Below are 22,914 nucleotides of genomic sequence, written 5' to 3'. Positions count from 1 at the left end.
GATCTCGATGGGTTATCTTGGAACGCGCGCGCATCAGCCGACCATTTCCGGCTGTGCCATCCACTCGTGGCCTTTGAGCATGCCTTCCCAATAGAGCGGCGGCAGAATGCGCTCCTTGAGCAGCCACGCCAGACGCGAGGGGCGCGTGCCGTCGATCAGCCAGGAAGGAAAGCTGGGCGCGAGCTTTCCACCGTAGTTGAACTCGGCCAGCACGATCTTGCCGCGCTCCACCGTCAGCGGGCACGATCCGTAACCGTCGTAGCGTGCCTGCCCGCGTTTGAGGCCAAGATTGAAGAGCACGTTGTGCGCCACCACCGGCGCCTGTTTTCGCGCGGCCGCAGCCGTTTTCGCGTTGGGCGAATTACTGGCGTCTCCCAGTCCGAAGATATTGCTGAAGTGCTTGTGTTGCAGCGTCCCCTGATCGACATCGATCCACCCGGCGGGATCGGCCAGCGGACTGCGGCTGACGAAGTCGGGCGCCGTTTGTGGCGGCACCACGTGGATCATGTCGAACGGAACTTCGATTTTCCCGGCGTCGCCCTGGGCGGACGCCACGCTGAAGGTCGCAACCTTGCGTACGCCGTCGACGGCCGTCAGGTTGTGGCCGAAATTGAGATCGATCGCATAAGACTTCACATACTCCATGAGGGCCGGCACGTATTCCGGCACGCCGAACAGCGCATTACCGGCCGAGAAGAACTTCACGTGAGACTGGCCGAGCACACCGGCGCGTCGCCACGCGTCGCACGAGAGGTACATCGCTTTCTGAGGCGCGCCGGCGCATTTGATCGGCATCGGCGGTTGGGTGAACAGCGCGTTGCCGCCTTTGAAGCGCTCGACCAACTCCCACGTGTAGGGCGCGAGATCGTAACGGTAATTCGACGTCACGCCGTTGCGCCCCAGCGTATCCGTGAGCCCTTCGATACCCTCCCAGTTCAGTTTCAACCCCGGGCACACAATCAACTGCTCGTACTTCACGACCCGGCAGCCTTCGAGCAAGACCGCGTTGCGCTCCGGTTCGAAGCCTGCGACAGCCGACTTGATCCAGCGCACGCCGCGCGGAATCAGCGACCCCATGACCCTGGCGGTCTGTGCGGGCTTGAATACCCCGCGGCCCACCAGAGTCCACCCAGGCTGGTAGTAATGCACGTCGGCGGGATCGATGATGGCGATGTCGAGTCCCGGCTGGCGGGCCAGCAGACTCGACGCCACCGATATGCCGGCCGCACCGCCGCCCACGATGACGACCCGGTGGGTCGAATCGGCGACAGCGAACGGCGTGGCAGCGGTCTGTGAGATCCGGCGCACCAGCGCGCTCAGATCGTAGCCGCACGCTTCGGCGCGCTTGAGGATTTCGCCGGTGGACAGGCGATCGGCGCGCGAGAGTCCCCACAGCGTCGTGCTTCGCATGCCACTGCGGCAATACGCAAGGATCGGCTTGGGCAACACGTCGAGCAGTTGATCGAACTGGGCGGCCTGTTCGTCGGACACCCTGCCGGGTGTCACCGGCAGGTAGCGGATTTCCAGCCCCGCCGCCTGAGCCTGCTGCTCCACTTCGCGAAAGCTGGGTTGGTCGGCGGCTTCGCCGTCCGGCCGGTTGCAGATGATGGACTTGAAGCCAGCGGCAGCAATGTCCGGAACGTCGGCAGGCGAGACCTGCGCGCAGACGGACAATTGCGCCGTCAGTTGCTTGATATTCATGGAGTGTCTCCTCGGTGACGATAGGCGCTTCGGCGTTGGCATTTCGGGGGGCAAAGCCGCGCCGGTGCCGACCGAGCGATGGGGTCAAAGACCCCGTGTCTTGCAACTGCTGATGCCGAACAGTGAGTAAAGCGGACAGAACCGGACCAGTCCGGTGATCAAAGCGATCAGCCCCAGCCACCCCCACCACCCGACGGTTCCGGTGGCCGCAAGCAAGATCAGCACCGCGCCGGCGACGATTCGCAGGCCACGGTCCACACCGCCCACATTGATATTCATGATGGCGCCTCGCGTGATCAAACAGCGTTAAGGGGAATCTTCAGGTAGCGCACGCCGTTGTCTTCCGCCGGCGGCAACTGCCCCGCGCGCATGTTGACCTGGACTGACGGAAGCAGCAGCGTCGGCATGTCCAGCGTCGCGTCGCGTGTCGTGCGCATGGCCACGAACTCTTCCTCGCTGATTCCGTCACGCACATGAACGTTGTGCTTGCGTTCGTCGGCGACAGTGGTGACGAATTCCAGCTTGCGGGCGTTGGGTTGATAGTCGTGGCAGAGGTAGAGCCGCGTATGTGCAGGCAGGCTGAGGACCTCGTTGATGGAGTGGAACAACGTGCGCGCATTGCCGCCGGGAAAATCGCAACGCGCCGTGCCGTAGTCGGGCATGAAGAGCGTGTCGCCCACGAAGGCGGCGATCTGGTCGCCTTCCTCGACGACGTATGTGATGCACGCGGGGGTATGCCCCGGCGTATGCATGACGCGGGCTTTCAGATCGCCGATCTGGAAATGCTCGCCGTGCGCGAACAGGTGATCGAACTGACTTCCGTCGTGCGCGAATTCGCTGCCCGCATTGAACAGTTTGCCGAACACATCCTGCACCTGGCGGATATGCTCGCCAATGCCGATACGACCGCCCAGCTTCTGCTTGAGATAGGGCGCGGCCGACAAATGGTCGGCGTGAGCGTGGGTCTCCAGAATCCACTGCACCGTCGCGCCCAGCGCCTGAACCCGCTCGATCAGGTGGTCGGCGCTGTGTGTCGAGGTCCGGCCGGACTTCGGGTCGTAATCGAGCACAGTGTCGAGCAACGCGCAGTGGTTTGTGGCGCGATCCAGCACGATATAGCTGATGGTGCTGGTCGCCGGGTCGAAGTTGCCCTCGATATACAGGTTCTCCATGATCTCCTCCTCATGAATCAGTCGAATGTCCGATACCTATCAAAATTCGTGCCAACTCGCGAAATTCCGTTAACTCAATGATTCAAATAATAAAAATTTTGATCTCGGATGGGACTGAGCGATTTCTGTCGCTCGTGACAGTGCCATTTGGCAGTGGCATACTGCCAAATGGCAGTACTGGCAGTCGTCGTCATTCAACTATCGCGAGCATCCGCTATGCACCCCGTTCCCGAAGTGCTTCAGGCCTTCCAGGTCCAGGCCCTGATTTCCTATCTCGATCACGAATCCGCGCCCATGATCGTGATGAACACCGATTACGAGATCCTGGCGGCCAATACGGCCTACAAGCGCCAGTTCGCGACGGCAGGAAAGCCGTACGTCGGCCACAAGTGCTATGCGATGTCGCACCATTACGCGGTGCCCTGCGATCAGGCCGGCGAGCATTGCCCTATGCAAAGCGCGCTGATCAGCAAGGGGCCGGATCGCGTTCTCCACATCCACCACACGCCGCGGGGTCCGGAGCATGTCGACGTTGAACTCCGGCCGATCGTGGACAGCCATCATCAAGTCGTTGGATTCGTCGAGCGGTTGCAAACCGTACGACACGCGTCGGTGCAAGCCAGTCGTCAGGGGCTGGTCGGCAAGTCGCCCGCGTTCAATCGCGCCCTCGGCGAACTGCAGCGGGTGGCGACTGCCGAATTGCCGGTGCTGCTGTTGGGAGAGTCGGGCAGCGGCAAGGAGTTGTTTGCGCGCGCATTGCATGAGGCGAGCCAGCGCTCGCGCGGCCCGTTTGTGGTGGTCGACTGCTCGGGGCTGACCGAAACCCTGTTCGAGAGCGAACTGTTCGGCTACGAGAAGGGGGCATTCACCGGCGCGCATACGCGCAAGGCTGGACTCGTCGAGACGGCAAAAGGCGGCACCATTTTCCTCGACGAAATCGGTGACGTACCGCTGGGGATGCAGGTCAAGCTGTTGCGGTTGATCGAGTCGGGCACCTACCGCCGGGTCGGTTCCGTCGACACGCAACAGGCAGATTTCCGTTTGGTCGCCGCCACCCACAAGCCGCTGCAAACGATGGTGGCCGAAGGCGCGTTTCGTCAGGATCTCTATTACCGGATCAGCGCTTTCCCCATTCACCTGCCCGCGTTACGGGAGCGGCGCGACGATATTCCCCTGCTCGTGGAGTCGCTGCTCCAGCGAGGGGGCAAAGAACCCGATCAACGACTGCATACTTCGCCGGAGGCCATGGCGCAACTCGTTCGATACGATTGGCCAGGCAACATCCGGGAATTGCGAAACGTGCTTGAGCGCGCACGTCTGTTCGCCGACGACGGCGTGATCAGGCCCGAGCACCTCGCACTCGACGTGGCGACAACCCGCCAGACGGCGATGCGCACGGCTGGCGGCGAAGCCGATCTCGCCACGGTGGTTCGCAATTTCCAGGGCACGCGCAAGGCATTGGCGGCCCATCTGGGGTTGAGCGAGCGCACCTTGTATCGGCGTCTGAAAGCCGAAGGATTGGCGTGACACCGGCATCGCCCGCCGTTTGCGCCGCGCGGGTGCGCATCGAACGCGACGTCCGGCTTCGCGGAGAAGCGGGAAACCGGCGGCGGGAGCGGGAAGCCGCGAGGGAGTGACGCATCCGTATTTTCAACCGGTCGTACGTCGCGAGCGTTTTTGTCGGTGGCCGATACGTTTCGAGTGTCGACACATCGGCGAAGTTATTCAGAAGTTACTGAAACTCAAGGCTCGACACTGCTGCGATGATGCGCTTGGCCGATAGCTCGGCTGAACCCGCGCACATCACAGGAGGCCTTGATGAGTACTTCAGACAATGACAACGGAAAGGGCGGTGCAGATGGAGGAGATGACGGACGCGACATCCCGAAGTCGCTCGCAAGGGAAGGACACGTCGTCTGGTTCTACGAACACAGGAAATACCTCGGCTTCGAGTGGGACGAACTGGCAAGGGAAATCAAAAAGTCCCCGGTTGCCGACCCGGAGCACGCCATCTATTTCGACACCTTGGCACATGCCGTGGTCGCGTCGGACAAATTGATTAGCCCGAGTCTGATCCTCTACTCGCCGGGCAAGGGGCTGCCGCCGAAAGTGAGGGGGTAACGATGACGGAGGCCCGTCGATGTCGGCGGCCTCGCTTCACGCCCCTTCGAGTTTGATGGTGAGTCTCGTGCGCCGGGGGATTGGACGCCGATATTGGCGCGATGGTCGGCTTCGGTGATTCACGTCTCCACCATGATCTCCCCAACGTTCACCACGCATGAGCTGAGGAGCCGTAATCTCTAGATTCGGTTGGTAGGAGATTTTCCGGACAGGTCACAGGTCTGCGGGCGCTCAATCTTCGCGCTGTGCTCAAGGCTCTGCCGGACCTGCCGATAATGGGTTTACAGGGTATTGGAAGATCACGATGAGTCACGAAGAAAAGGATTTAGCACCCAGCTCGCTTCAAGCCGCATTCCTGCGCCACGAGGACAGCCTGGTATCGTCCGGACACCAGCCCGGCGAGGACAACCCCGCGGTTTATCGCACGTTGCTCGAGTCAACCCGAGCGATCCCCTGGAAGATCGACTGGGCGACCATGCAGTTCACCTATATCGGCCCGCAGATTGAGGAACTGCTCGGCTACGCGCCGTCGACATGGAGAACGGTCGAGGACTGGGCCTCGCGGATGCATCCGGAGGACCGGGAGGCGGTTGTGGAATTTTGCGTCGCACAGTCGCAAGCGGGCGCCGATCATGAGGCGGACTATCGTGCGCTGACTGCGGACGGCGGGTATGTGTGGATTCGCGACGTTGTCCACGTCGTGCGCAAAGAGAACGGTGACGTTGACGCGCTGATCGGCTTTATGTTCGACATCAGTGAACGTAAGCGCACCGAGGCTCGGCTCGCTGAACTCCAGCGCGAACTGGAGCGGCTCTCGTTGTCAGACAGTTTGACCGGGGTCGGCAACCGTCGCATGTTCGACACGGTCATTGCCCGCGAATGGGCGAGCGCGGCGGCATCGGGCAACCCGCTTTCGCTCGTGATGATCGACATCGATTTCTTCAAATCGTACAACGATTATTACGGTCATCTTCAAGGCGACGAATGTCTGAAACGCCTTGCGCGCGTGCTCGAAGAGGCAGTTGGGCCGAATGCGTTCCTGGGCAGGTTTGGCGGGGAAGAATTCATACTCGTGCTCGCAGATACGAATGCCGATGACGCCGTGCGTGTCGCGGAGCGTTGCCGCGCGCTGATCGCGGAGGAAGCCATCGCTCACCTGCGCTCCCCGCACGGTCAGCGAGTCACGGCAAGCTTCGGGGTAGCCACCGTCGTGCCGACCGGAGACATCGATGTCACCGCATTTATCAATCTGGCTGATGCGCAGCTCTATCAGGCAAAAGACCAGGGACGCAACCGAATTGCGGCGGTAGACCGAGCACGCATCGGCGGCGAAGGATACAAGCGGCAGTCGCGTTGATCCGCTGGTTTGGGTGCGGCGATTGTTTTGGCGTGGCGTTATTTGCTTCGCCGGGCTGATCCTCGCGACTGAGCGTCGTCGGGCGTCACTGCGGCGACCTGCACCGGGAACGTTAGTGAGCCGTCTCAAGCGGCACACTGGCAGCGCGGGAACTATTGAAAACGTCGAAGGGCCACGTGAAAATCACGTGGCCCTTCGAATTGATTGGTGCCGGCTGCAGGACTCGAACCCGCCACCTGATGATTACAAATCAACTGCTCTACCAGATGAGCTAAGCCGGCGAAGTCGTGTATTGTAACCGATTCATCGGTCACTGACGACTCCCTGTCAGGGCAAAATTGTTCGTGGACGCTAGCGATTGGGGTAATGCGCACAAAGCGCTCACCCCGCACACCTACCCTCGCGAATTACTTCACCACCTTCAGGCGAGCGCGTCCAGCACTGCCGCCCGCCGCGCCATTGCCGCCCGGGCGCGTCGGATCCGAATCGTCATCGCCCGGGGCCTGCATCGACGGCACCGCTTCCAACTCGGCCCCCTCTTCCGCAGACGCCTGCTTGTCGACCGGGAACGCCATCCCCTGTCCATTCTCACGAGCATAAATCGCCAGCACGTTCGGCACCTGCACTTCCACTTTCTGCGAGATGCCGCCGAAGCGGGCACTGAATTCAATCCAGTCGTTGCCCATCTGCAATCCGCTCGTGGCATCGAAGCTGATGTTCAGCACGATCTCGCCATCTTTCACAAACTCGCGCGGTACTCGCGTCCTGGCATCGACATGCACGGCCAAATACGGTGTGTACCCGTTGTCGGTACACCACTCGTACAGCGCGCGCAAAAGGTAAGGCTTGGTAGACGTTTCAGGCATATGACCAACTCATCCCGCCGCGAAACCCGCCCACCGCACTCGGCAGGCCAGCCTCGCCAGCGGTTCAATCAACGCATCAGCGACGCATGACCTTTTCGGACGGCGTCAGCGCTTCAATGTACGCCGGACGGCTGAAAATCCGCTCGGCATACTTCATCAACGGCGCGGCATTCTTCGACAACTCGATGCCGTAGTGATCCAGACGCCACAACAACGGCGCAATCGCCACGTCGAGCATCGAGAACTCCTCGCCCAACATGTACTTGTTCTTCACGAAGATCGGCGCAAGCTGCGTCAGACGATCGCGAATCGACGCACGCGCCTTCTCATGCGTCTTCTCCGCCGCCTTGCCCTTTTCGTTCTCGAGCGCGCTCACATGCACGAACAGCTCTTTCTCGAAATTGAACAGGAACAACCGCGCACGCGCACGCTGCACCGGATCGGCCGGCATCAACTGCGGATGCGGGAATCGTTCGTCAATGTACTCATTGATGATGTTCGATTCGTACAGAATCAAGTCGCGTTCAACAAGAATCGGCACCTGACCGTACGGATTCATCACCGCAATGTCTTCCGGCTTGTTGAACAGATCGACGTCACGGATTTCGAAATCCATGCCTTTTTCGAACAGAACCAGCCGGCAACGCTGGGAGAAGGGGCACGTAGTGCCCGAGTACAAAACCATCATAGCGCGTCTTCCTTAAAAACCAACGGGGCCGGGGCGGGAAATCGACGCTCCCCAAACCCTGGCCCCGTCGTACAGACGTTATTTTACTTCACGTCCTTCCAATAGGCCGCATTCAGGCGCCAGGCAAGTACCGTAAAGAGTCCCAAGAACAACAAAACCCAGACACCCAACTGCCGGCGTGTGCGTTGCGCCGGTTCCGACATCCAATCCAGATAAGATACCAGATCGGCCACGGCAGCATCGAATTCCACCGGTTTCATCGTCCCCTGCGTGATCTGCACGAACTGGGCCGGACCATGCTCCGCCCCCTCCCCATGCTTCAATCCCCGCTGTCCCTGCAACTGCCAGAGCGGGTTTGGCATACCCACATTCGGGAACGCCAGGTTGTTCCACCCCGTCGGCCGCGCATCGTCCCGATAGAACGTACGCAAGTAGGTATACAACCAGTCCGTCCCCCGCGCCCGCGCCTCGACCGACAGATCCGGCGGCGGTGCACCAAACCACTCCTTGGCATCCGCCGCACGCATGGCCACGGTCATCGTGTCGCCAATCTTGTCCGTCGTGAAAAGCAGATTGTTCTTGATCTCTGCATCCGACAATCCCAGATCCTTCAGGCGCGAATACCGCATCGACGCCGCCGAATGGCAGTTCAGGCAGTAGTTCACGAACAGCTTCGCGCCTCGCTGCAGCGAGGCCAGGTCGTCGATCCGATTGGGCGCCGTATCCAGCGCCATACTTTCTTCAGCCAAGACCGGCGCCGCGAAACCACTCAGGAGCGCCAGGACAAGCAACAGTTTTCTCATCGTGATATCCCTAGTCGTTGGCGGGCGCTCAATGCGCCGCGAAGGTCACGCGATCCGGCACCGGCTTGAACGTGCCGCGTTTGCTCCACAGCGGCATCAGCCAGAAGAATCCGAAGTAGTACAGCGCGCCGACCTGCGAAATCGCGGTCTTCATGGGCGTCGGTTCCTGAATGCCCAGATACCCCAGCACCGCAAAAACGACGACGAGAATGCCCAACAACACTTTGTGGAATCCGGGACGGTAACGAATCGATTTCACCGGGCTATGGTCCAGCCACGGCAGGAAGAACAGCGTGACCACCGCGCCGCCCATCACCACCACGCCCCAGAACTTGGCCTCGGTCAGATACATCGCCAGCAGCAGCAACACGACACCGCCAGACGCCGCCACCTTCGTGGTCGCGGCCGCTTTGCCCTTGATCCACCAGATCGCCGTGACGATCACCGCCAGCCCCATCAACAAATGCTTGAAGTCGTCGGTCGTGGCACGCAGCATCGAGTAGAACGGCGTGAAGTACCACACCGGCGCAATGTGCGGCGGCGTCTTGAGCGAGTCGGACGGAATGAAGTTATTCGCTTCAAGGAAGTAACCGCCCATCGTCGGCGCGAAGAACACGATCGCCGAGAACACCATCAGGAACACGCCCACGCCCATGATGTCGTGCACCGTGTAGTACGGATGGAACGGAATGCCATCGAGCGGCCGGCCATTGGCGTCTTTTTTGTCCTTGATCTCGATGCCGTCGGGGTTGTTGGACCCGACTTCATGCAGCGCGATGATGTGCGCGACGATCAACCCGATAAGCACCAGCGGAACGGCGATTACGTGGAACGCGAAGAAGCGGTTGAGCGTGGCATCCGACACCACGTAGTCGCCGCGAATCCACAGCGACAGGTCCGGACCGATGAACGGAATCGCCGAGAACAGATTCACGATCACCTGCGCGCCCCAGTACGACATCTGCCCCCACGGCAGCAGATAGCCCATGAACGCTTCAGCCATCAGGCACAGAAAGATCAAACACCCGAACACCCACACCAGCTCACGCGGCTTGCGGTAGGAACCGTACAACAGCCCGCGGAACATGTGCAGATACACCACGACGAAGAACATCGATGCGCCCGTCGAGTGCATATAGCGAATGAGCCAGCCCCACGGCACTTCGCGCATGATGTACTCGACCGACGCGAACGCGAGGTTGGCGTCGGGCTTGTAGTTCATCACCAGGAAAATACCGGTGAGGATCTGAATCACCAGCACCAGCATGGCCAGCGATCCGAAGAAATACCAGAAGTTGAAATTCTTGGGCGCGTAATACTCGGACGCGTGCTCCCTCCAGAGCTGGCTGAGCGGAAACCGGCGATCGATCCAGCCCAGCAAGCCCGTCGTGTCGACCTGTTTGTCGGCGGCCATGATTACGCTTCTCCTTTTTCGTCTTTACCGATCACGAGCTTGGTGTCGTTCACGAACATGAACCGGGGAACGTCGAGATTCTTTGGCGCCGGCTTGTTCTTGAAGACACGGCCAGACATATCGTAGGTCGACCCGTGGCACGGGCACAGGAAGCCCGGATCGGGGCCCAGCGCGGCGTTGGCGTTCGCCTGGTAAGGGCCGGAAGGGATGCAACCGAGGTGAGTGCAGATGCCGACGACCACAAGCAGATCCTTGTGCTCGACACGCGCACGGAACGCGTTCTTGCAATAGTCGGGCATCGGATAGGAAAACGTTTCCTTGGAGTCCGGATCAGCCAACTCCGCCGTCACTTTGGACAGCGAAGCCATCTCGTCAGGCGTGCGACGCACGATCCACACGGGCAAGCCGCGCCAGGACACGGTCATCTTGTCGCCCGGCTTGAGATTGCTGATGTCTGCCTCGACCGGCGCCCCGCCCGCCTTGGCGCGCTCCGAGGGTTCGAGCGAACTGACAAAGGGAACCAACGTTGCAACGCCGCCCACGCCTCCCGCTACGGACGTTGCAATCAACAGATTCCGACGGCTACTGTCGACGGCCTTTTCTTGATTGTCACTCATCACAAGCCCCACACGGTTGAATTGGTATTTCCGTCAACCTTAAATCATACGCGAGCGTGAATGCCTGAAACAACGGCAAAACGCCCCAGCCTCCTAGTGGTTTTCGCGTATTTTCAAAGGATTAACGTACCCTGCGGGTGGCCAGCGCTCACCCGGGGTTTCGCTTCTGGGATGCTGCACGAGAACCGTCATGATCGCCGCTTTCGTTGACGCGTGCACGACATTTAGTCATCATTTTCCCTGTCTCGTCCCGGTGACATCGTGCGCGGCCTGTGGCATTCGCGTGACATTATTTGACGCGACCCCCGCCGCAGCCGTGCGGCCCGCATGGAATTACCGGTCAATCAATGCCAGTTCGTGAGTGCCGGTGTAGCGCGATGCTCCCCGGGTCACTCAACATAACAGGGAGAAATGGCATGAGCTTCATGTCGGAATTCAAGGAATTTGCCGTCAAGGGCAATGTGATCGATCTGGCCGTCGGCGTGATCATCGGCGGGGCCTTCGGCAAGATCGTCGATTCGGTCGTCAAAGACCTGATCATGCCGATCGTCGGTGCAATCTTCGGTGGCCTAGATTTCTCGAGCAAGTTCATTCTGCTCGGCACCATCCCGCCCGAGTTCAAGGGCAACCCGACGTCCTACGCCGATCTGACCAAAGCCGGCGTGGCCGTCTTCGGTTACGGCAACTTCATCACCGTGGCCCTGAACTTCCTGATCCTGGCCGTCATCATTTTCCTGATGGTCAAGCAGATCAACCGGCTCAAGCGTCCGGCGCCGGAAGCCCCGGCGGCCCCCGCAGCCACGCCGGAAGACATCGTTCTGCTGCGCGAAATCCGCGACAGCCTCAAGAAGCAGAACGGGTAAGGCCGCGCAGGGCGGCCACGCGCCGCCCCGGAAGGCGCCTCAGGTCAGGCCGGGTTCGGCATATCGAAGAATCGATGCGTGAGCCCGAACCGCGCCGCGATGTGCTCGCCAACCGCCTTGGCACCGCCACGCTCGGTCGCATGATGACCCGCCGCCAGATAGCCCACGCCGCTCTCGAGCGCGAGATGCTGGGTGGGCTCGGAGACTTCGCCGCTGATATAGACATCCGCACCCGCCCCGATGGCGGCCTCGAAGAAGCCCTGCGCCCCGCCGGTGCACCACGCGATACGGCGCACCTCGCGGTTCGGGTCGCCCAGCAACAGAGGCGCGCGCCCCAGCCGTGCTTCAACGTGCGCCGCAAGCGCCGCCAATGTCGTCGGCGCGGCGGGCGCGCCAAGCCATCCAAGCTGATCCGGGCCAAAACGACCGCCGTCGTCGGTGAAACCCAGCAACTTGCCGAGTTGCGCGTTGTTGCCCAGTTCGGGATGGGCGTCGAGCGGTAGGTGGTAGGCGAACAGATTGATGTCGTGACCGATCAACACCCCCAAACGACGTCGCTTCATCCCGGTAATTCTGGCATCTTCGCTCTTCCAGAAGTAACCATGGTGAACGAGGACGGCATCGGCGCCCCAGTCGCGGGCGGCTTCGAGAAAAGCCAGGCTGGCGGTCACGCCACTGGCGATTTTCTGAATTTCGCCGCGCCCTTCGACCTGTAGGCCATTCGGGCAGTAATCGCGAAATTGCGCGATTTGCAGGGTATCGTTCAGATACAATTCGAGTTCAACACGATTCATATAAGGTCTCGCTCTTTCATGCTCAGACGCTTCTGGCTACTGTTCGCGCAAGCGGTCACCGTGCTGCTTGCGTTGCTCTTCATCGTCGCCACCCTCAAGCCTCAGTGGCTGCAACGCCAGGGTTCGTTCGGCAAGCAACTGGCCAATCCCATCATCGCCCTGCAGGAAGTCGCGCCGAGTCTGTCCGAGAAGCCGTCGACCGGCTCGTACGCCGATGGCGCACAAAAGGCGATGCCCGCGGTCGTCAGCATTTTTTCCAGCAAGGAACAAAAGCAGAATCGCGATCCGCGCCTCGATGATCCGTTGTTCCGGTATTTCTTTGGCGACGGCGGCGGCACAATGCGGCAAGACCCGGTCTCGAGCCTCGGCTCGGGCGTGATTGTGAGCAGCGAAGGCTATATTCTCACGAATCATCACGTGGTGGACGGGGCCGACGAGATCGAAGTCGCCCTGGCCGACGGCCGCAAGGCCCGCGCCAAGCTGGTCGGCAGCGACCCCGAGACCGACCTCGCGGTGCTCAAGATCACGCTCGACAACCTTCCCGCCATCACGCTGGGCCGCATGGAACAGGTGCGCGTGGGTGACGTGGTCCTCGCCATCGGCAACCCGTTCGGCGTCGGCCAGACCGTTACGATGGGCATCATCAGCGCGCTGGGGCGCAATCACCTCGATATCAGCACGTTCGAGAACTTCATCCAGACGGACGCCGCCATCAACCCCGGCAATTCGGGCGGCGCGCTGGTCGACGCAAACGGCAACCTGCTCGGCATCAACACGGCGATCTACTCGCGTAGCGGCGGCAACATGGGCATCGGCTTCGCGATCCCCGTATCGACGGCGCGCTCGGTGCTCGAGAGCATCATCACCACCGGTTCGGTCACGCGCGGCTGGGTCGGGGTCGAGCCGCAGGACATCACCTCGGATATCGCCGAGTCGTTTGGCCTGCAGCAGGATTCGGGCGTCATCATCGCCGGCGTCGTGCAGGGTGGCCCCGCCGACAAGGCCGGCGTCCAGCCGGGCGACATCCTGACAAAGGTGAACGACGCATCGATTCGCGACACCACCGAATTGCTCAACGTCATCGCCCAGATCAAGCCGGGCACGCAGGCCAAGCTGAACGTCACGCGCAAGAAGAAAGCGATGGATCTTACCGTGACGATCGGCAAGCGCCCACCGCCGCCCAAGCGACCGGCGCAGGACGGTGGAGACGGTACCGACGGCGGCGATGGCACCGACGGGAACAGCGCCGACTGAGGGCACCGGACCACGTAGGACGGCCTGGAAGTGGAAGGACACAACGGCTGCGCTTGGGCGCGGCCGTTTTCATTTTCATCGCCGCGACGGGCCTCGCTCATCGTCACGCCTGCCCTCGCGCGTCTTCAGCCCTTACCCGCGGCGATCGCCCACAAAAAAAGCACGGGCCATGAGACCCGTGCTTTCCTGTATCTGCATTCTCGATGTCGCGAGCCGACTGTGCCGCGGCAAGTCACGCCAAGGTTACGGCGTCGCCTCGCCGTTCCCCTCGCTGCCTTCGTCTTGCCGATGACCCTGTTTGACGAACAGCCGCGCCGCGATCAGGCCCAACTCATAAAGGATACAGAGCGGGATCGCCAACATCAGTTGCGAGAGCATGTCCGGCGGCGTCACGACGGCGGCCAGCACAAAGGCACCCACCACCACGTACGGCCGAATCTGCTTGAGCTTCTCGATGCTCACCACGCCCATGCGCGCGAGCACCACGACGACCACCGGCACTTCGAAGGTCACCCCGAAGCATAGGAACATCGTGAGAACAAAACTCAGGTAATTGTCGATATCGGTATTCATCTCCGCGCCCAATGGCGCGTTGTAATGCGCCATGAAGTGGAACACGGTCGGGAACACCAGGAAGTAGGCGAACGACATGCCCAACAGGAACAGCGTGTAGCTGCTCACAACCAACGGCATCACCAGCTTCTTCTCGTGCTGATACAACCCTGGCGCCACGAACGCCCAGGCCTGGTAAAGCACAACGGGCAGCGCGATGACGAACGCCACCATCATCGTGACCTTCATCGGTACGAAGAACGAGCCGGTAATATCGGTGACGATCATCTTGCCGCCCGCGGGCAGCGCTTGCATCAGCGGGCGGGAGAGCAGGCGGAAGATGTCCGGTGCCCAGTAGACCAGCGAGAGGAACGCCACGATCACCGCCGCGCCCGCGCGAATGATGCGATTGCGCAACTCGATCAGATGCGAGATGAAGGTCTCTTCGGAGCCCCCGTCGGGGATTTGCTTGTCGTCGCTCACGTCGACTTATCCAGGAATGAAGCCGGCACAGTGCCAGATGGCGGGAAGTTCGGTGCGCAAGCGCCTCAGAAGAACTTGACGGGCCGGCGCAGCTTGGCCGGTGTGTGACGCGCCACACGCGCCGCCCCCGACTGCACCTGCGTGCGCGTGGCGCTGGCCTGCTTGAACCAGATCGGCGTAGCAGTCCGGCGTACGCGCCAGTTGCGGCGCTTGGTCGATGCGCGGATACCGGACGTCACGACGGGTTCGGAAAGGTAGCTGTCGGAATACCCGGTCGCCGCATCCGTACCGCCGCCGGCGATCTCGCCGGACGACGTACCCGTGGCACTCGCCCAGGCGTCGTTGAGCGACGCCTCCTGCTCGTGCAGTTGCTTCTGAATGGTGTTCTGGGCGCTGCGGGCCGCGTCCTCGAACTGTGTGCGCATGTTGCGCAACTCGTCGAGTTCCATTTCGCGGCTCACCTCAGCCTTCACATCGTTGATATAGCGCTGTGCGCGGCCAAAGAGCGCGCCCGCCGTGCGCGCCACTTTAGGCAAGCGCTCGGGCCCGATCACGACCAGCGCAACAACGCCGATCAACATCAGTTTGGAAAGACCGAGATCGATCATGTCGACGCCGGCTTAGCCTTGCTTGCGATCGCTCGTGTCCTTGGCCTGCACGTCGATCGTGGTCGAGTCGCGCAGTTCCTTGGCAGTCGCCGGGTCATCCTTGGCGGCCGGGGCACCTTCGCCCTCCTTCATGCCGTCCTTGAACCCCTTGACGGCCCCTCCCAGATCGGTGCCGATGTTGCGCAGCTTCTTGGTACCGAAAACCATCATCACGATCACCAGCACGATCAGCCAGTGCCAAATACTCAACGAACCCATGACCACTCTCCTTGCGTTTCCCCACCCCTGCCGCGTCGCGACGGGATCTTGTCGTGCACGGTTGCCCGGGGCGTGCCAGCCACGAACAATCGCTCCATGTTTGCCGCTGTGCCCGCAGCAACGTGCCCCATTGTGGCACATTGCGCGGCACGTCCTGCATCGTAACCGGGTCGGACACCGGGTAGAAATAAATGTTTCGTGAAACCGTCGTCGATGCGGAACACTTGCACGCTCCGGCAGCACAGCGCGGCAAAGCGTCGCGTCGTGCCGCCGGCGGCATTCACATGCGCTTCCACGGCCGCGGTCCGGCCAGAATGTGCATATGAAGATGATAAACCTCCTGACCGCCACCCGGCCCGGTGTTCATCACAACGCGGAATCCGTTGCCTTCGATGTTCGACGCATCGCCGTCGAAACGATAGCCTTGCTCGGCGGCCAGCTTCGGCGCGAGCAGCATCATCTTGCCCAGCAGCGCCTGATCTTCCGGCTGACAGTCCTGCAATGTGGCGATGTGCTTGCGCGGCACCATGAGCAGGTGCAGGTCGGCCGCCGGATTGATGTCTTTGAACACCACGACATCGTCGTCGGCATGGACCTGCGCGCTCGGGATCTGCCCGGCAATGATCTTGCAGAAGATACAGTTGTCGTGCGTCATGCGTGTGTCTTCCTCTCGAATGCGTGTAGGGAGCTTAGGTGCCGCTCGGTATCGTTCAGGCGCGCGCGGCGTACATGGGCTTGTTGTCGTTCAGGTAGAGCCAGCCCTTGACGATCCGATACAGCGCCCAAATGCCCAGCACCCAGAGAATCGCGAAGCCGACCATCACGATGGCAAGCGCCACGCCGAGTACCCCCCAGACCACCGACCACCAGAACGTGCGGATCTGCCACGTGAAATGCGAGGCGTAGAGCGTGCCGGCGGCGTCATCGCGCTTGATGTAGTTGATGATGATCGCCACGATGGCGGTCACGCCGCCCGTGAGCCAGAACAGCGCATAGAGCGCATAAAGCACGTGCGTGAGCTTGCGCAACGCGCGCTCCTGCTCGGCGCTGGGCGCACCCGGGGGTGTCGCGAGGTAAGGATTGCCGGGGCTGCCGGGCGATCCGGTCGCGCCCGGGGGCTGCGAATCGTTCATGAAGCGTCTCCTCGCGTGAGCCAGCGCGGCATATCGATGATCACGGCCATGGAGGCCAACGGAAATCAGTCCGCGTGTTCGCCGCGGATGCCGCGCTGCGCCTTTTCGACGAGACCCGACAACCCTTCGCGGCGCGCCAGTTCGGCGAGCACTTCGTTCGGGCTCAGGTCGTGATGCGCGAGCAGTACCATGCAATGAAACCACAGGTCGGCCGTCTCGTTGACGAGCTTCTGGCGCAGGTTGTCGGCCCCGCCAATGCGAATATCCTTCGCCGCGAGCACCACTTCGGTGGCTTCTTCGCCGATCTTCTTGCAGATGGCGTCGTCACCCTTGTGGAACAGACGGGCAACGTACGACTTGTCGGGGTCGGCTCCCTTGCGCGAGGCGATGACCTCGGCCACACGCTCCAGCGTATCGTTCATGGTGCTCACTTGTAGATCTTGTGCGGGTCCTTGAGCACCGGTTCGACGGATGCCCAATGGCCATCCTCGACGCTGCCCTCGAACTTCTGGAAGAAACAGGAATGGCGACCGGTGTGGCAGGCAATGCCATCGATCTGCTCGACCTTGATCAGCACCACGTCTTCGTCGCAATCGAGACGAATCTCATGCACCTTCTGTACGTGGCCCGACTCCTCGCCCTTGTGCCACAGGCGCTTGCGCGAGCGCGAATAATAAACGGCCTCGCCGGTCTCGACGGTGCGCGCGAGCGCCTCGCGATTCATCCACGCGAACATCAGCACATCGTTGCTGCCGAGTTCCTGCGCGATCACGGGCACGAGGCCCTGCGCGTCCCAAGCTACCTTGTCCAGCCAATCTTGCGTCATGATCCGTGGAATTCCGTTCAGAGCCGCACCGAAATGCCCTTCTCGGCCATGAAGCGCTTCGCTTCACCGACCGTGTGCTCGCCGTAGTGGAAGATACTCGCGGCGAGCACGGCATCCGCATGGCCTTCGGTCACGCCGTTGGCCAGATCGGCCAGCGACCCCACCCCGCCCGAGGCGATCACGGGGATGCTCACGGCATCTGACACAGCGCGCGTGAGCGCGAGGTCGAAGCCGCTCTTGGTGCCGTCGCGGTCCATGCTGGTGAGCAGGATTTCGCCCGCGCCCAGGGCCTCGATCCGCTTGGCCCAGGCCACGGCGTCGAGGCCCGTGGCTTTGCGGCCACCGTGCGTGAAGACTTCCCAGCGCGGCGTTTCGCCGTCGGCGGACACACGCTTGGCGTCGATTGCCACGACGATGCACTGCGCGCCGTACTTGGCGGCCGCGTCGGCCACCAGTTGCGGATTGGCCACGGCCGACGAGTTCATGCTGACCTTGTCGGCACCGGCGTTGAGCAGGCGGCGCACGTCGGCCACTTCGCGCACGCCACCGCCCACGGTCAGCGGAATGAAGACTTGCGCGGCCACCGCCTCGATGATCGGCAGAATGAGGTCGCGCCCGTCGGAGGTCGCCGTGATGTCGAGGAACGTCAATTCGTCGGCGCCCTGCTCGTCATAGCGGCGGGCGATCTCGACGGGGTCGCCCGCGTCGCGAAGTTCGACAAAATTGACACCCTTGACCACGCGGCCGGCCGTCACGTCCAGACACGGGATGATGCGTTTAGCGAGAGCCATGATGTTGGCAGGCGAGGCGGCCGAAGCCGTGGTCTCGCTTATGCCGCTCCTCCGGAAAGCTCGTCCGCACGCGTTTGCGCCGCCGAGAAATTCAAGTCGCCCGAGTAGATCGCGCGGCCGCAGATGACGCCTTCGACGCCTTCCCGCTCAACCTGGCACAGCGCGTCGATATCGCCCAGGTTCGACAGGCCGCCGCTGGCAATCACCGGCACGGTCACGGCCTGCGCGAGGCGCACGGTCGCGTCGATATTGATGCCCTGGAGCATGCCGTCGCGGCCGATATCGGTGTAGATGATCGATTCGACGCCGTAGTCCTCGAACTTGCGCGCCAGATCCACGACTTCGTGGCCGGTGAGCTTGCTCCAGCCGTCGGTGGCGACCTTGCCGTCCTTGGCGTCGAGACCGACGATGATGTGCCCGCCGAATGCCGTGCATGCGTCCCGGAGGAACCCGGGATTCTTCACCGCCGCCGTCCCGATGATGACGTACGACAAACCGTCGTCGAGATAGCGCTCGATGGTGGCCAGGTCGCGAATGCCGCCGCCCAGTTGCACGGGGATATCGGCGCCGACTTCCTGAATGATGGCGCGAATGGCCGCTTCGTTGCGCGGCTTGCCGACGAATGCGCCGTTCAAGTCCACCAGATGGAGGCGGCGGGCGCCTTGCTCGACCCAATGTCGAGCCATGGCGGCGGGGTCCTCCGAGAATACGGTGGCTTGATCCATGTCGCCTTGTTTGAGGCGAACACACTGACCGTCTTTAAGGTCGATGGCCGGAATGAGCAGCATAGGCAATCGTGAAACGTCGCTAGAGGGAGGTAAAAGAAATTCGCAAATTACGCGGACAATACAAAACCGACCCCTGCCTTGCCGGGCATCGGCACGTCGGGATCGGATTCATCAACATGACACACAGTATAAGCCGTGACGCAGGGCATGCTCCGAGTGACATCCGGGCGCGAATGCGCCAGACGGGTCACGCTCAAGGCTTCCACTGCGCAAAATTGCGATAAAGGGTAAGGCCCGCCTGAGCGCTCTTTTCCGGGTGGAACTGGGTGGCAAAGATATTATCTTGGGCCACCGCACAGGTAAAGGGCACCCCGTAGACCGTCTCGCCGACGGTCAACTCGGGCCTTGCAGGCACAACGTAATAGCTGTGCACGAAGTAAAAATAGCTGTCATCGGGCACGCCGGCCCAGATCGGGTGAGGCCGCGTCTCACGCACGCGGTTCCAGCCCATCTGCGGCACCTTGAAGCGCGAGCCGTCGTCCTGCAACTGGCCCTCGAGGTCGAAGCGCACTACGCGGCCCGGCAGCAGGCCGAGCGCCGGCGTGTTGCCCTCGTCCGACATGTCGAACAGCATCTGCTCGCCCACGCACACACCGAACATCGGCTTGGTGGCGGCGGCCTCGACGACCGCGTCGCGCAGGCCCGACTCGTTCAGGCAGCCCATGCAGTCGCGCATCGCGCCCTGCCCCGGCAGCACCACGCGGTCGGCGGCGCGAATCTCGGCGGCGTCGCTGCTGATGCTCACATCGGCCTCCGGCGCGGCGGCACGCAGCGCCTGATAGACCGAGCGCAGGTTGCCCATTCCGTAGTCGACAATCGCAATCTTATTCATCTCAAACCCGGCAGCAGTATTTTCAAACCATCGATAATGAATTCCACGGCCAGCGCCGAGAGGATCAACCCCATCAGACGCGTGCCGATATTGATGCCCGTACGCCCGAGCCAGCCTTCAAGGCGCCCGGCGCTGCGCAGCGCCACCCAGCACACCGCGCCCAGGCCCACGCCGATCGCCAGGAGCATCAGGATCTGCGCCCAGCCGTGTGCACGCCCGGAGTAGATGATCACGGTACTGATCGTGCCCGGGCCAGTGAGCAGCGGGATTGCGAGCGGCACCACGGCGATGTTCGGCCGCTCCTCCGCTTCGTCGCGCTCTTCGGCCGTCGAGCGTGTGTTCCCGGTCTGCGCGTTGATCATGTTCACTGCCATGAGCAACATGATGATGCCGCCGCCAACTTCAAGCGACGCGATCGAAATACCGAAGAAGCGGATGATGGCTTCACCGAACAGCCCCGAGCCCGCGACCACCAGCGCGACCGCAATCGCCGCGACATTGATCGTACGGCGCTTCTCATCGCGCGTCTGGGTGGACGTCAAGCTGATGAAAAGCGGGATCGCCCCGAGCGGATTGATCAGGGCCAGCAGCGAGATGAAGAACTTGAAGGCGTCGAGCGTCATAGGGGGCACGCGGCGCCGGCGGCCGGCCGGTCGATGAATCGTCGCAGGGGCGCCGGCCTTGCGGGCCGGCGGGCTATCGGGCTACCGGGCCGGCTGCGCCGACCCGTCTCGCGTTACAGGCTTCCCTTCGTGGACGGCACGACACCCGCTGCGCGCGGATCGATCTCAACCGCCATGCGCAGCGCGCGACCGAACGCCTTGAACACCGTTTCGCACTGGTGGTGGGCGTTGATGCCGCGCAGATTGTCGATATGCAACGTGACGCCCGCATGATTGACGAAGCCACGGAAAAACTCGATGGTCAGATCCACATCGAAATTGCCGACACGCGCCCGCGTGAACGGCACGTGGAATTCGAGACCGGGACGACCCGAGAAATCGATCACAACGCGCGACAGCGCTTCGTCGAGCGGCACGTAGCTGTGGCCGTAGCGCACGATACCCTTACGGTCGCCGATCGCCTTGGCCACCGCCATGCCCAGCGTGATGCCGACGTCTTCCACCGTGTGGTGATCGTCGATAAAGGTATCGCCGCGGGCTTCGACATCCATGTCGATAAGGCCGTGGCGCGCGATCTGGTCGAGCATGTGGTCCAGGAACGGCACGCCGGTATCGAGGGCCTTGCGGCCGGTGCCGTCCAGGTCGATCTTGACGCGTATTTGCGTTTCGCTGGTATCGCGAACGACTTCCGCAATGCGCATGGTGGTGAGTTCTCGTCGTATGGCTTGTTAGAGTGATGCGGCCAGGGCTTTCACCATTGCCGCATTCTCCGTGGGGGTGCCGACCGTCAATCTCAGGCAATTGGCCAGCAATACGTGCATTTTACCCACGTTTTTGATCAACACCTTGTGTGCGAGCAGGCCCGCGTGGGTTTTGTCGGCATCCGGCACGCGAACGAGCAGGAAATTCGCGTCGCTCGGGAACACGCTCACCCCGGGCAGCGCCGCCACGGCGGCGGCCAGCCGCGTGCGTTCGGCGCGCAATTCGGCCGCCTGGGCGTCGAGCACGCCAAGGTGATCGAGCATGAATTCGGCGCATGCCTGCGTGAGCACATTGATGTTATAGGGCGGACGCACCTTGTCGATCTGGTCGAGCCATTGGGCGCTGCCCGCCACGTAGCCCAGCCGGATGCCCGCCAGCCCGAGCTTCGAGACGGTGCGCATGACCAGCAGTTGAGGGAACTCCGGCAGACGCGGCATCCAGGTCTTCCCGGCAAACGGCTGGTACGCCTCATCGATCACCACAAGGCCGCGGCTGGCGGCACGCACCAGCGTCTCGATGTCGTCGTCGGCGAACAGATTTCCCGTCGGATTGTTCGGATAGGCCAGGTACACCACCGCGCCCGGATGCGACGCAATAGCGCCCAGCATGGCCGGCATGTCGAGCGAGAAATCGGCGCGCAGCGGCACACCGACGAACTCGATGCCCGCCAGGCGCGCCGACATCTCATACATGACGAAGCCCGGCATCGGCGCAATCACCGTGGCCCCCGGCCGAGCGGTGGCCATTGCGATCATGCTGATGATCTCGTCCGAGCCGTTGCCCAGCAACAACTTGGCCCCGGCCGGCACACCCATCGTGCGGGCGAGCGTCTCAAGCAACACCCGCGGACGCGGCGCCGGGTACCGATTGAGCGCCACGTCGGCCAGTCGCTGCCCCAGCGCAGTGCGCAACGCCGGCGGCAGACCGTACGGATTCTCCATCGCGTCGAGCTTGAGGAAACCGCTGGCGTCAGGGACGGCGTAGGAACTCATGGCGAGCACATCGGAGCGGATCACTGAGTCGACGGACATGGCAGTAGAGGAGGATCGCGCGACATCGCGCGGAATCATTGATAAAGGATCAGTTGAAGGCGAATGTCAGCCGTCCGGCGTCGGCACCGTCGATCTTGACGACGCAGCGCCGGCCGGTTTCCACACTGCCGAGGGCATCGGTAATGCGCTGCAACCGCACACCGGTCTGCCAGGACAGCGCCTGCGCCGCCGCCGGGCTCACATGCGCGCGCGCGGCATCCGCCTCGCAACGCATCGCGACCAGGCGGTTGCCAACGCGGCCGAACACGCCGTGGGCCACTTCGTCGTCCGTGCCGCGCAGCGCGGTCTTGCCGCCGAGTCGCAGCACGTAAATATCGTTGTCGAACGCCTGACGACTCACGCACACGGTCATACGCTCGACCGACGTGCCCTCGAAGGTGGCGTGCTGGCAATACTGACCGGCGGCGTAGGCCGAGGGACTGCTCGCGGCCGCGAGGGCGCACACGACAGCCACTCTGCGCACAGCGCGCGCGAGGCGTGCCGGCAGCGGCCACGACAATGACCCCGGGGACGGCGCGATGGTGCGGGGCCGACGCCGAGCGGTGGCCGACGTCGT

28 protein-coding genes, 1 tRNA gene and 1 pseudogene are annotated in these 22,914 nt (G+C 62.3%); 5 read left to right on the top strand and 25 right to left on the bottom strand.

Annotated features, from left to right (window positions below; genetic code table 11):
• Positions 1–33: 33 nt before the first annotated feature.
• The 3 genes from PCE31107_RS17870 to PCE31107_RS17860 form a co-directional block, all read right to left on the bottom strand.
• Positions 34–1,701: a bifunctional protein tyrosine phosphatase family protein/NAD(P)/FAD-dependent oxidoreductase gene (locus PCE31107_RS17870; protein WP_150610078.1), complete on the bottom strand. Its 1,668-nt coding sequence runs from the start codon at positions 1,699–1,701 to the stop codon at positions 34–36.
• Positions 1,702–1,785: 84 nt separating this feature from the next.
• Positions 1,786–1,980 (bottom strand): YgaP family membrane protein, encoded by a 195-nt coding sequence (locus PCE31107_RS17865; RefSeq protein ID WP_130027368.1) that lies wholly within the window; start codon positions 1,978–1,980, stop codon positions 1,786–1,788.
• Between the two features lie 17 nt (positions 1,981–1,997).
• Positions 1,998–2,873, bottom strand: coding sequence for an MBL fold metallo-hydrolase (locus PCE31107_RS17860; RefSeq protein WP_130027370.1), 876 nt, complete (start codon positions 2,871–2,873; stop codon positions 1,998–2,000).
• 216 nt (positions 2,874–3,089) lie between these two features.
• Here PCE31107_RS17860 and PCE31107_RS17855 point away from each other — a divergent pair, with 216 nt between their 5' ends.
• From PCE31107_RS17855 to PCE31107_RS17845, 3 genes are all read left to right on the top strand, one after another.
• Positions 3,090–4,400 carry a sigma-54 interaction domain-containing protein gene (locus tag PCE31107_RS17855; RefSeq protein WP_130027372.1) on the top strand — a complete coding sequence of 437 codons (1,311 nt, stop codon included), beginning with the start codon at positions 3,090–3,092 and terminating at the stop codon, positions 4,398–4,400.
• Positions 4,401–4,691: 291 nt separating this feature from the next.
• The gene (locus PCE31107_RS17850) at positions 4,692–4,994 is read left to right on the top strand and encodes a hypothetical protein (protein ID WP_150610077.1); all 303 of its coding nucleotides are present in this window, start codon (positions 4,692–4,694) and stop codon (positions 4,992–4,994) included.
• 304 nt (positions 4,995–5,298) lie between these two features.
• A complete protein-coding gene (locus tag PCE31107_RS17845) occupies positions 5,299–6,351 on the top strand; it encodes a sensor domain-containing diguanylate cyclase (RefSeq protein WP_150610076.1) in 1,053 nt (350 codons plus the stop codon).
• A gap of 205 nt (positions 6,352–6,556) precedes the next feature.
• Here PCE31107_RS17845 and PCE31107_RS17840 read toward each other — a convergent pair.
• The 7 genes and pseudogenes from PCE31107_RS17840 to petA form a co-directional block, all read right to left on the bottom strand.
• A tRNA-Thr gene (locus PCE31107_RS17840) sits at positions 6,557–6,632 on the bottom strand.
• 126 nt (positions 6,633–6,758) lie between these two features.
• Entirely contained in the window at positions 6,759–7,217 is a 459-nt protein-coding gene (locus PCE31107_RS17835; RefSeq protein WP_150610075.1) for a ClpXP protease specificity-enhancing factor, read from the bottom strand.
• A 76-nt stretch (positions 7,218–7,293) separates the two neighbouring features.
• On the bottom strand, positions 7,294–7,905 hold the full coding sequence (locus PCE31107_RS17830; RefSeq protein ID WP_023593906.1) for a glutathione S-transferase N-terminal domain-containing protein: 612 nt from the start codon (positions 7,903–7,905) through the stop codon (positions 7,294–7,296).
• Positions 7,906–7,988: 83 nt separating this feature from the next.
• Positions 7,989–8,708, bottom strand: coding sequence for a cytochrome c1 (locus tag PCE31107_RS17825; protein ID WP_130027378.1), 720 nt, complete (start codon positions 8,706–8,708; stop codon positions 7,989–7,991).
• On the bottom strand, positions 8,705–8,941 hold the full coding sequence (locus PCE31107_RS23940) for a Bbp19 family protein (protein WP_484549310.1): 237 nt from the start codon (positions 8,939–8,941) through the stop codon (positions 8,705–8,707). The genes PCE31107_RS17825 and PCE31107_RS23940 overlap by 4 nt, the downstream gene beginning before the upstream one ends.
• Positions 8,881–9,975: pseudogene (locus tag PCE31107_RS17820) on the bottom strand (cytochrome b); the annotation flags it as partial. The gene PCE31107_RS23940 and the pseudogene PCE31107_RS17820, both read right to left, overlap by 61 nt.
• A gap of 149 nt (positions 9,976–10,124) precedes the next feature.
• Positions 10,125–10,739, bottom strand: a complete 615-nt coding sequence (gene petA, locus PCE31107_RS17815; RefSeq protein ID WP_017234586.1) for a ubiquinol-cytochrome c reductase iron-sulfur subunit — start codon at positions 10,737–10,739, stop codon at positions 10,125–10,127.
• Positions 10,740–11,155: 416 nt separating this feature from the next.
• Here petA and mscL point away from each other — a divergent pair, with 416 nt between their 5' ends.
• Positions 11,156–11,602, top strand: a complete 447-nt coding sequence (gene mscL, locus PCE31107_RS17810) for a large conductance mechanosensitive channel protein MscL (protein WP_130027382.1) — start codon at positions 11,156–11,158, stop codon at positions 11,600–11,602.
• Between the two features lie 44 nt (positions 11,603–11,646).
• Here mscL and PCE31107_RS17805 read toward each other — a convergent pair whose 3' ends face one another.
• Positions 11,647–12,396, bottom strand: coding sequence for a Nif3-like dinuclear metal center hexameric protein (locus PCE31107_RS17805; RefSeq protein ID WP_130027384.1), 750 nt, complete (start codon positions 12,394–12,396; stop codon positions 11,647–11,649).
• 18 nt (positions 12,397–12,414) lie between these two features.
• On the opposite strand from PCE31107_RS17805, the gene PCE31107_RS17800 reads away from it, so the two are divergent.
• The gene (locus PCE31107_RS17800) at positions 12,415–13,650 is read left to right on the top strand and encodes a Do family serine endopeptidase (protein WP_150610072.1); all 1,236 of its coding nucleotides are present in this window, start codon (positions 12,415–12,417) and stop codon (positions 13,648–13,650) included.
• Positions 13,651–13,893: 243 nt separating this feature from the next.
• Here PCE31107_RS17800 and tatC read toward each other — a convergent pair whose 3' ends face one another.
• The 14 genes from tatC to PCE31107_RS17730 form a co-directional block, all read right to left on the bottom strand.
• Positions 13,894–14,685 carry a twin-arginine translocase subunit TatC gene (gene tatC, locus PCE31107_RS17795; protein ID WP_130027388.1) on the bottom strand — a complete coding sequence of 264 codons (792 nt, stop codon included), beginning with the start codon at positions 14,683–14,685 and terminating at the stop codon, positions 13,894–13,896.
• Between the two features lie 65 nt (positions 14,686–14,750).
• Positions 14,751–15,293 (bottom strand): Sec-independent protein translocase protein TatB, encoded by a 543-nt coding sequence (gene tatB / locus PCE31107_RS17790; RefSeq protein WP_017234581.1) that lies wholly within the window; start codon positions 15,291–15,293, stop codon positions 14,751–14,753.
• Positions 15,294–15,305: 12 nt separating this feature from the next.
• On the bottom strand, positions 15,306–15,551 hold the full coding sequence (gene tatA, locus PCE31107_RS17785; protein ID WP_017234580.1) for a Sec-independent protein translocase subunit TatA: 246 nt from the start codon (positions 15,549–15,551) through the stop codon (positions 15,306–15,308).
• A 280-nt stretch (positions 15,552–15,831) separates the two neighbouring features.
• Positions 15,832–16,206 (bottom strand): histidine triad nucleotide-binding protein, encoded by a 375-nt coding sequence (locus PCE31107_RS17780; protein WP_017234579.1) that lies wholly within the window; start codon positions 16,204–16,206, stop codon positions 15,832–15,834.
• A gap of 55 nt (positions 16,207–16,261) precedes the next feature.
• Positions 16,262–16,684: a hypothetical protein gene (locus PCE31107_RS17775; protein WP_246181874.1), complete on the bottom strand. Its 423-nt coding sequence runs from the start codon at positions 16,682–16,684 to the stop codon at positions 16,262–16,264.
• 65 nt (positions 16,685–16,749) lie between these two features.
• A complete protein-coding gene (locus tag PCE31107_RS17770; RefSeq protein ID WP_130027390.1) occupies positions 16,750–17,106 on the bottom strand; it encodes a phosphoribosyl-ATP diphosphatase in 357 nt (118 codons plus the stop codon).
• A 5-nt stretch (positions 17,107–17,111) separates the two neighbouring features.
• On the bottom strand, positions 17,112–17,510 hold the full coding sequence (gene hisI / locus PCE31107_RS17765) for a phosphoribosyl-AMP cyclohydrolase (RefSeq protein ID WP_017234576.1): 399 nt from the start codon (positions 17,508–17,510) through the stop codon (positions 17,112–17,114).
• A 17-nt stretch (positions 17,511–17,527) separates the two neighbouring features.
• Positions 17,528–18,301 (bottom strand): imidazole glycerol phosphate synthase subunit HisF, encoded by a 774-nt coding sequence (hisF, locus tag PCE31107_RS17760; protein WP_130027392.1) that lies wholly within the window; start codon positions 18,299–18,301, stop codon positions 17,528–17,530.
• A gap of 38 nt (positions 18,302–18,339) precedes the next feature.
• Positions 18,340–19,089, bottom strand: a complete 750-nt coding sequence (gene hisA, locus PCE31107_RS17755) for a 1-(5-phosphoribosyl)-5-[(5-phosphoribosylamino)methylideneamino]imidazole-4-carboxamide isomerase (RefSeq protein WP_017234574.1) — start codon at positions 19,087–19,089, stop codon at positions 18,340–18,342.
• Positions 19,090–19,282: 193 nt separating this feature from the next.
• Positions 19,283–19,921, bottom strand: coding sequence for an imidazole glycerol phosphate synthase subunit HisH (hisH, locus tag PCE31107_RS17750; protein ID WP_017234573.1), 639 nt, complete (start codon positions 19,919–19,921; stop codon positions 19,283–19,285).
• Entirely contained in the window at positions 19,918–20,544 is a 627-nt protein-coding gene (locus PCE31107_RS17745) for a MarC family protein (protein ID WP_130027394.1), read from the bottom strand. The genes hisH and PCE31107_RS17745 overlap by 4 nt, the downstream gene beginning before the upstream one ends.
• A gap of 113 nt (positions 20,545–20,657) precedes the next feature.
• Complete coding sequence (gene hisB / locus PCE31107_RS17740) at positions 20,658–21,245, bottom strand: imidazoleglycerol-phosphate dehydratase HisB (protein ID WP_017234571.1); 588 nt, start codon at positions 21,243–21,245, stop codon at positions 20,658–20,660.
• Positions 21,246–21,272: 27 nt separating this feature from the next.
• Positions 21,273–22,337: a histidinol-phosphate transaminase gene (gene hisC / locus PCE31107_RS17735; RefSeq protein ID WP_150610071.1), complete on the bottom strand. Its 1,065-nt coding sequence runs from the start codon at positions 22,335–22,337 to the stop codon at positions 21,273–21,275.
• Positions 22,338–22,386: 49 nt separating this feature from the next.
• Positions 22,387–22,803 (bottom strand): hypothetical protein, encoded by a 417-nt coding sequence (locus PCE31107_RS17730; protein WP_130027396.1) that lies wholly within the window; start codon positions 22,801–22,803, stop codon positions 22,387–22,389.
• Positions 22,804–22,914: the final 111 nt, after the last annotated feature.

It is taken from the genome of Pandoraea cepalis (assembly GCF_902459625.1).
In the GTDB taxonomy this organism is placed as follows: domain Bacteria; phylum Pseudomonadota; class Gammaproteobacteria; order Burkholderiales; family Burkholderiaceae; genus Pandoraea; species Pandoraea cepalis.
The sequence above is the reverse complement of the archived record's forward strand: the minus strand, read 5'-3'. Positions and strand labels throughout refer to the sequence as shown.

Bases quoted from the DNA above. Each gene is read 5' to 3' on its own strand.
- PCE31107_RS17835 (WP_150610075.1), bottom strand. From the start codon at position 7,217: ATGCCTGAAACGTCTACCAAGCCTTACCTTTTGCGCGCGCTGTACGAG.
- PCE31107_RS17775 (WP_246181874.1), bottom strand. From the start codon at position 16,684: ATGAACGATTCGCAGCCCCCGGGCGCGACCGGATCGCCCGGCAGCCCC.
- PCE31107_RS17830 (WP_023593906.1), bottom strand. From the start codon at position 7,905: ATGATGGTTTTGTACTCGGGCACTACGTGCCCCTTCTCCCAGCGTTGC.
- PCE31107_RS17845 (WP_150610076.1), top strand. From the start codon at position 5,299: ATGAGTCACGAAGAAAAGGATTTAGCACCCAGCTCGCTTCAAGCCGCA.
- hisC (WP_150610071.1), bottom strand. From the start codon at position 22,337: ATGTCCGTCGACTCAGTGATCCGCTCCGATGTGCTCGCCATGAGTTCC.
- PCE31107_RS17800 (WP_150610072.1), top strand. From the start codon at position 12,415: ATGCTCAGACGCTTCTGGCTACTGTTCGCGCAAGCGGTCACCGTGCTG.
- hisA (WP_017234574.1), bottom strand. From the start codon at position 19,089: ATGCTGCTCATTCCGGCCATCGACCTTAAAGACGGTCAGTGTGTTCGC.
- hisF (WP_130027392.1), bottom strand. From the start codon at position 18,301: ATGGCTCTCGCTAAACGCATCATCCCGTGTCTGGACGTGACGGCCGGC.
- tatB (WP_017234581.1), bottom strand. From the start codon at position 15,293: ATGATCGATCTCGGTCTTTCCAAACTGATGTTGATCGGCGTTGTTGCG.
- mscL (WP_130027382.1), top strand. From the start codon at position 11,156: ATGAGCTTCATGTCGGAATTCAAGGAATTTGCCGTCAAGGGCAATGTG.
- PCE31107_RS17780 (WP_017234579.1), bottom strand. From the start codon at position 16,206: ATGACGCACGACAACTGTATCTTCTGCAAGATCATTGCCGGGCAGATC.
- PCE31107_RS17825 (WP_130027378.1), bottom strand. From the start codon at position 8,708: ATGAGAAAACTGTTGCTTGTCCTGGCGCTCCTGAGTGGTTTCGCGGCG.
- hisH (WP_017234573.1), bottom strand. From the start codon at position 19,921: ATGAATAAGATTGCGATTGTCGACTACGGAATGGGCAACCTGCGCTCG.
- petA (WP_017234586.1), bottom strand. From the start codon at position 10,739: ATGAGTGACAATCAAGAAAAGGCCGTCGACAGTAGCCGTCGGAATCTG.
- hisI (WP_017234576.1), bottom strand. From the start codon at position 17,510: ATGACGCAAGATTGGCTGGACAAGGTAGCTTGGGACGCGCAGGGCCTC.
- PCE31107_RS17860 (WP_130027370.1), bottom strand. From the start codon at position 2,873: ATGGAGAACCTGTATATCGAGGGCAACTTCGACCCGGCGACCAGCACC.
- PCE31107_RS17865 (WP_130027368.1), bottom strand. From the start codon at position 1,980: ATGAATATCAATGTGGGCGGTGTGGACCGTGGCCTGCGAATCGTCGCC.
- PCE31107_RS17805 (WP_130027384.1), bottom strand. From the start codon at position 12,396: ATGAATCGTGTTGAACTCGAATTGTATCTGAACGATACCCTGCAAATC.
- PCE31107_RS17870 (WP_150610078.1), bottom strand. From the start codon at position 1,701: ATGAATATCAAGCAACTGACGGCGCAATTGTCCGTCTGCGCGCAGGTC.
- tatA (WP_017234580.1), bottom strand. From the start codon at position 15,551: ATGGGTTCGTTGAGTATTTGGCACTGGCTGATCGTGCTGGTGATCGTG.
- PCE31107_RS17850 (WP_150610077.1), top strand. From the start codon at position 4,692: ATGAGTACTTCAGACAATGACAACGGAAAGGGCGGTGCAGATGGAGGA.
- PCE31107_RS17855 (WP_130027372.1), top strand. From the start codon at position 3,090: ATGCACCCCGTTCCCGAAGTGCTTCAGGCCTTCCAGGTCCAGGCCCTG.
- hisB (WP_017234571.1), bottom strand. From the start codon at position 21,245: ATGCGCATTGCGGAAGTCGTTCGCGATACCAGCGAAACGCAAATACGC.
- PCE31107_RS17770 (WP_130027390.1), bottom strand. From the start codon at position 17,106: ATGAACGATACGCTGGAGCGTGTGGCCGAGGTCATCGCCTCGCGCAAG.
- PCE31107_RS17745 (WP_130027394.1), bottom strand. From the start codon at position 20,544: ATGACGCTCGACGCCTTCAAGTTCTTCATCTCGCTGCTGGCCCTGATC.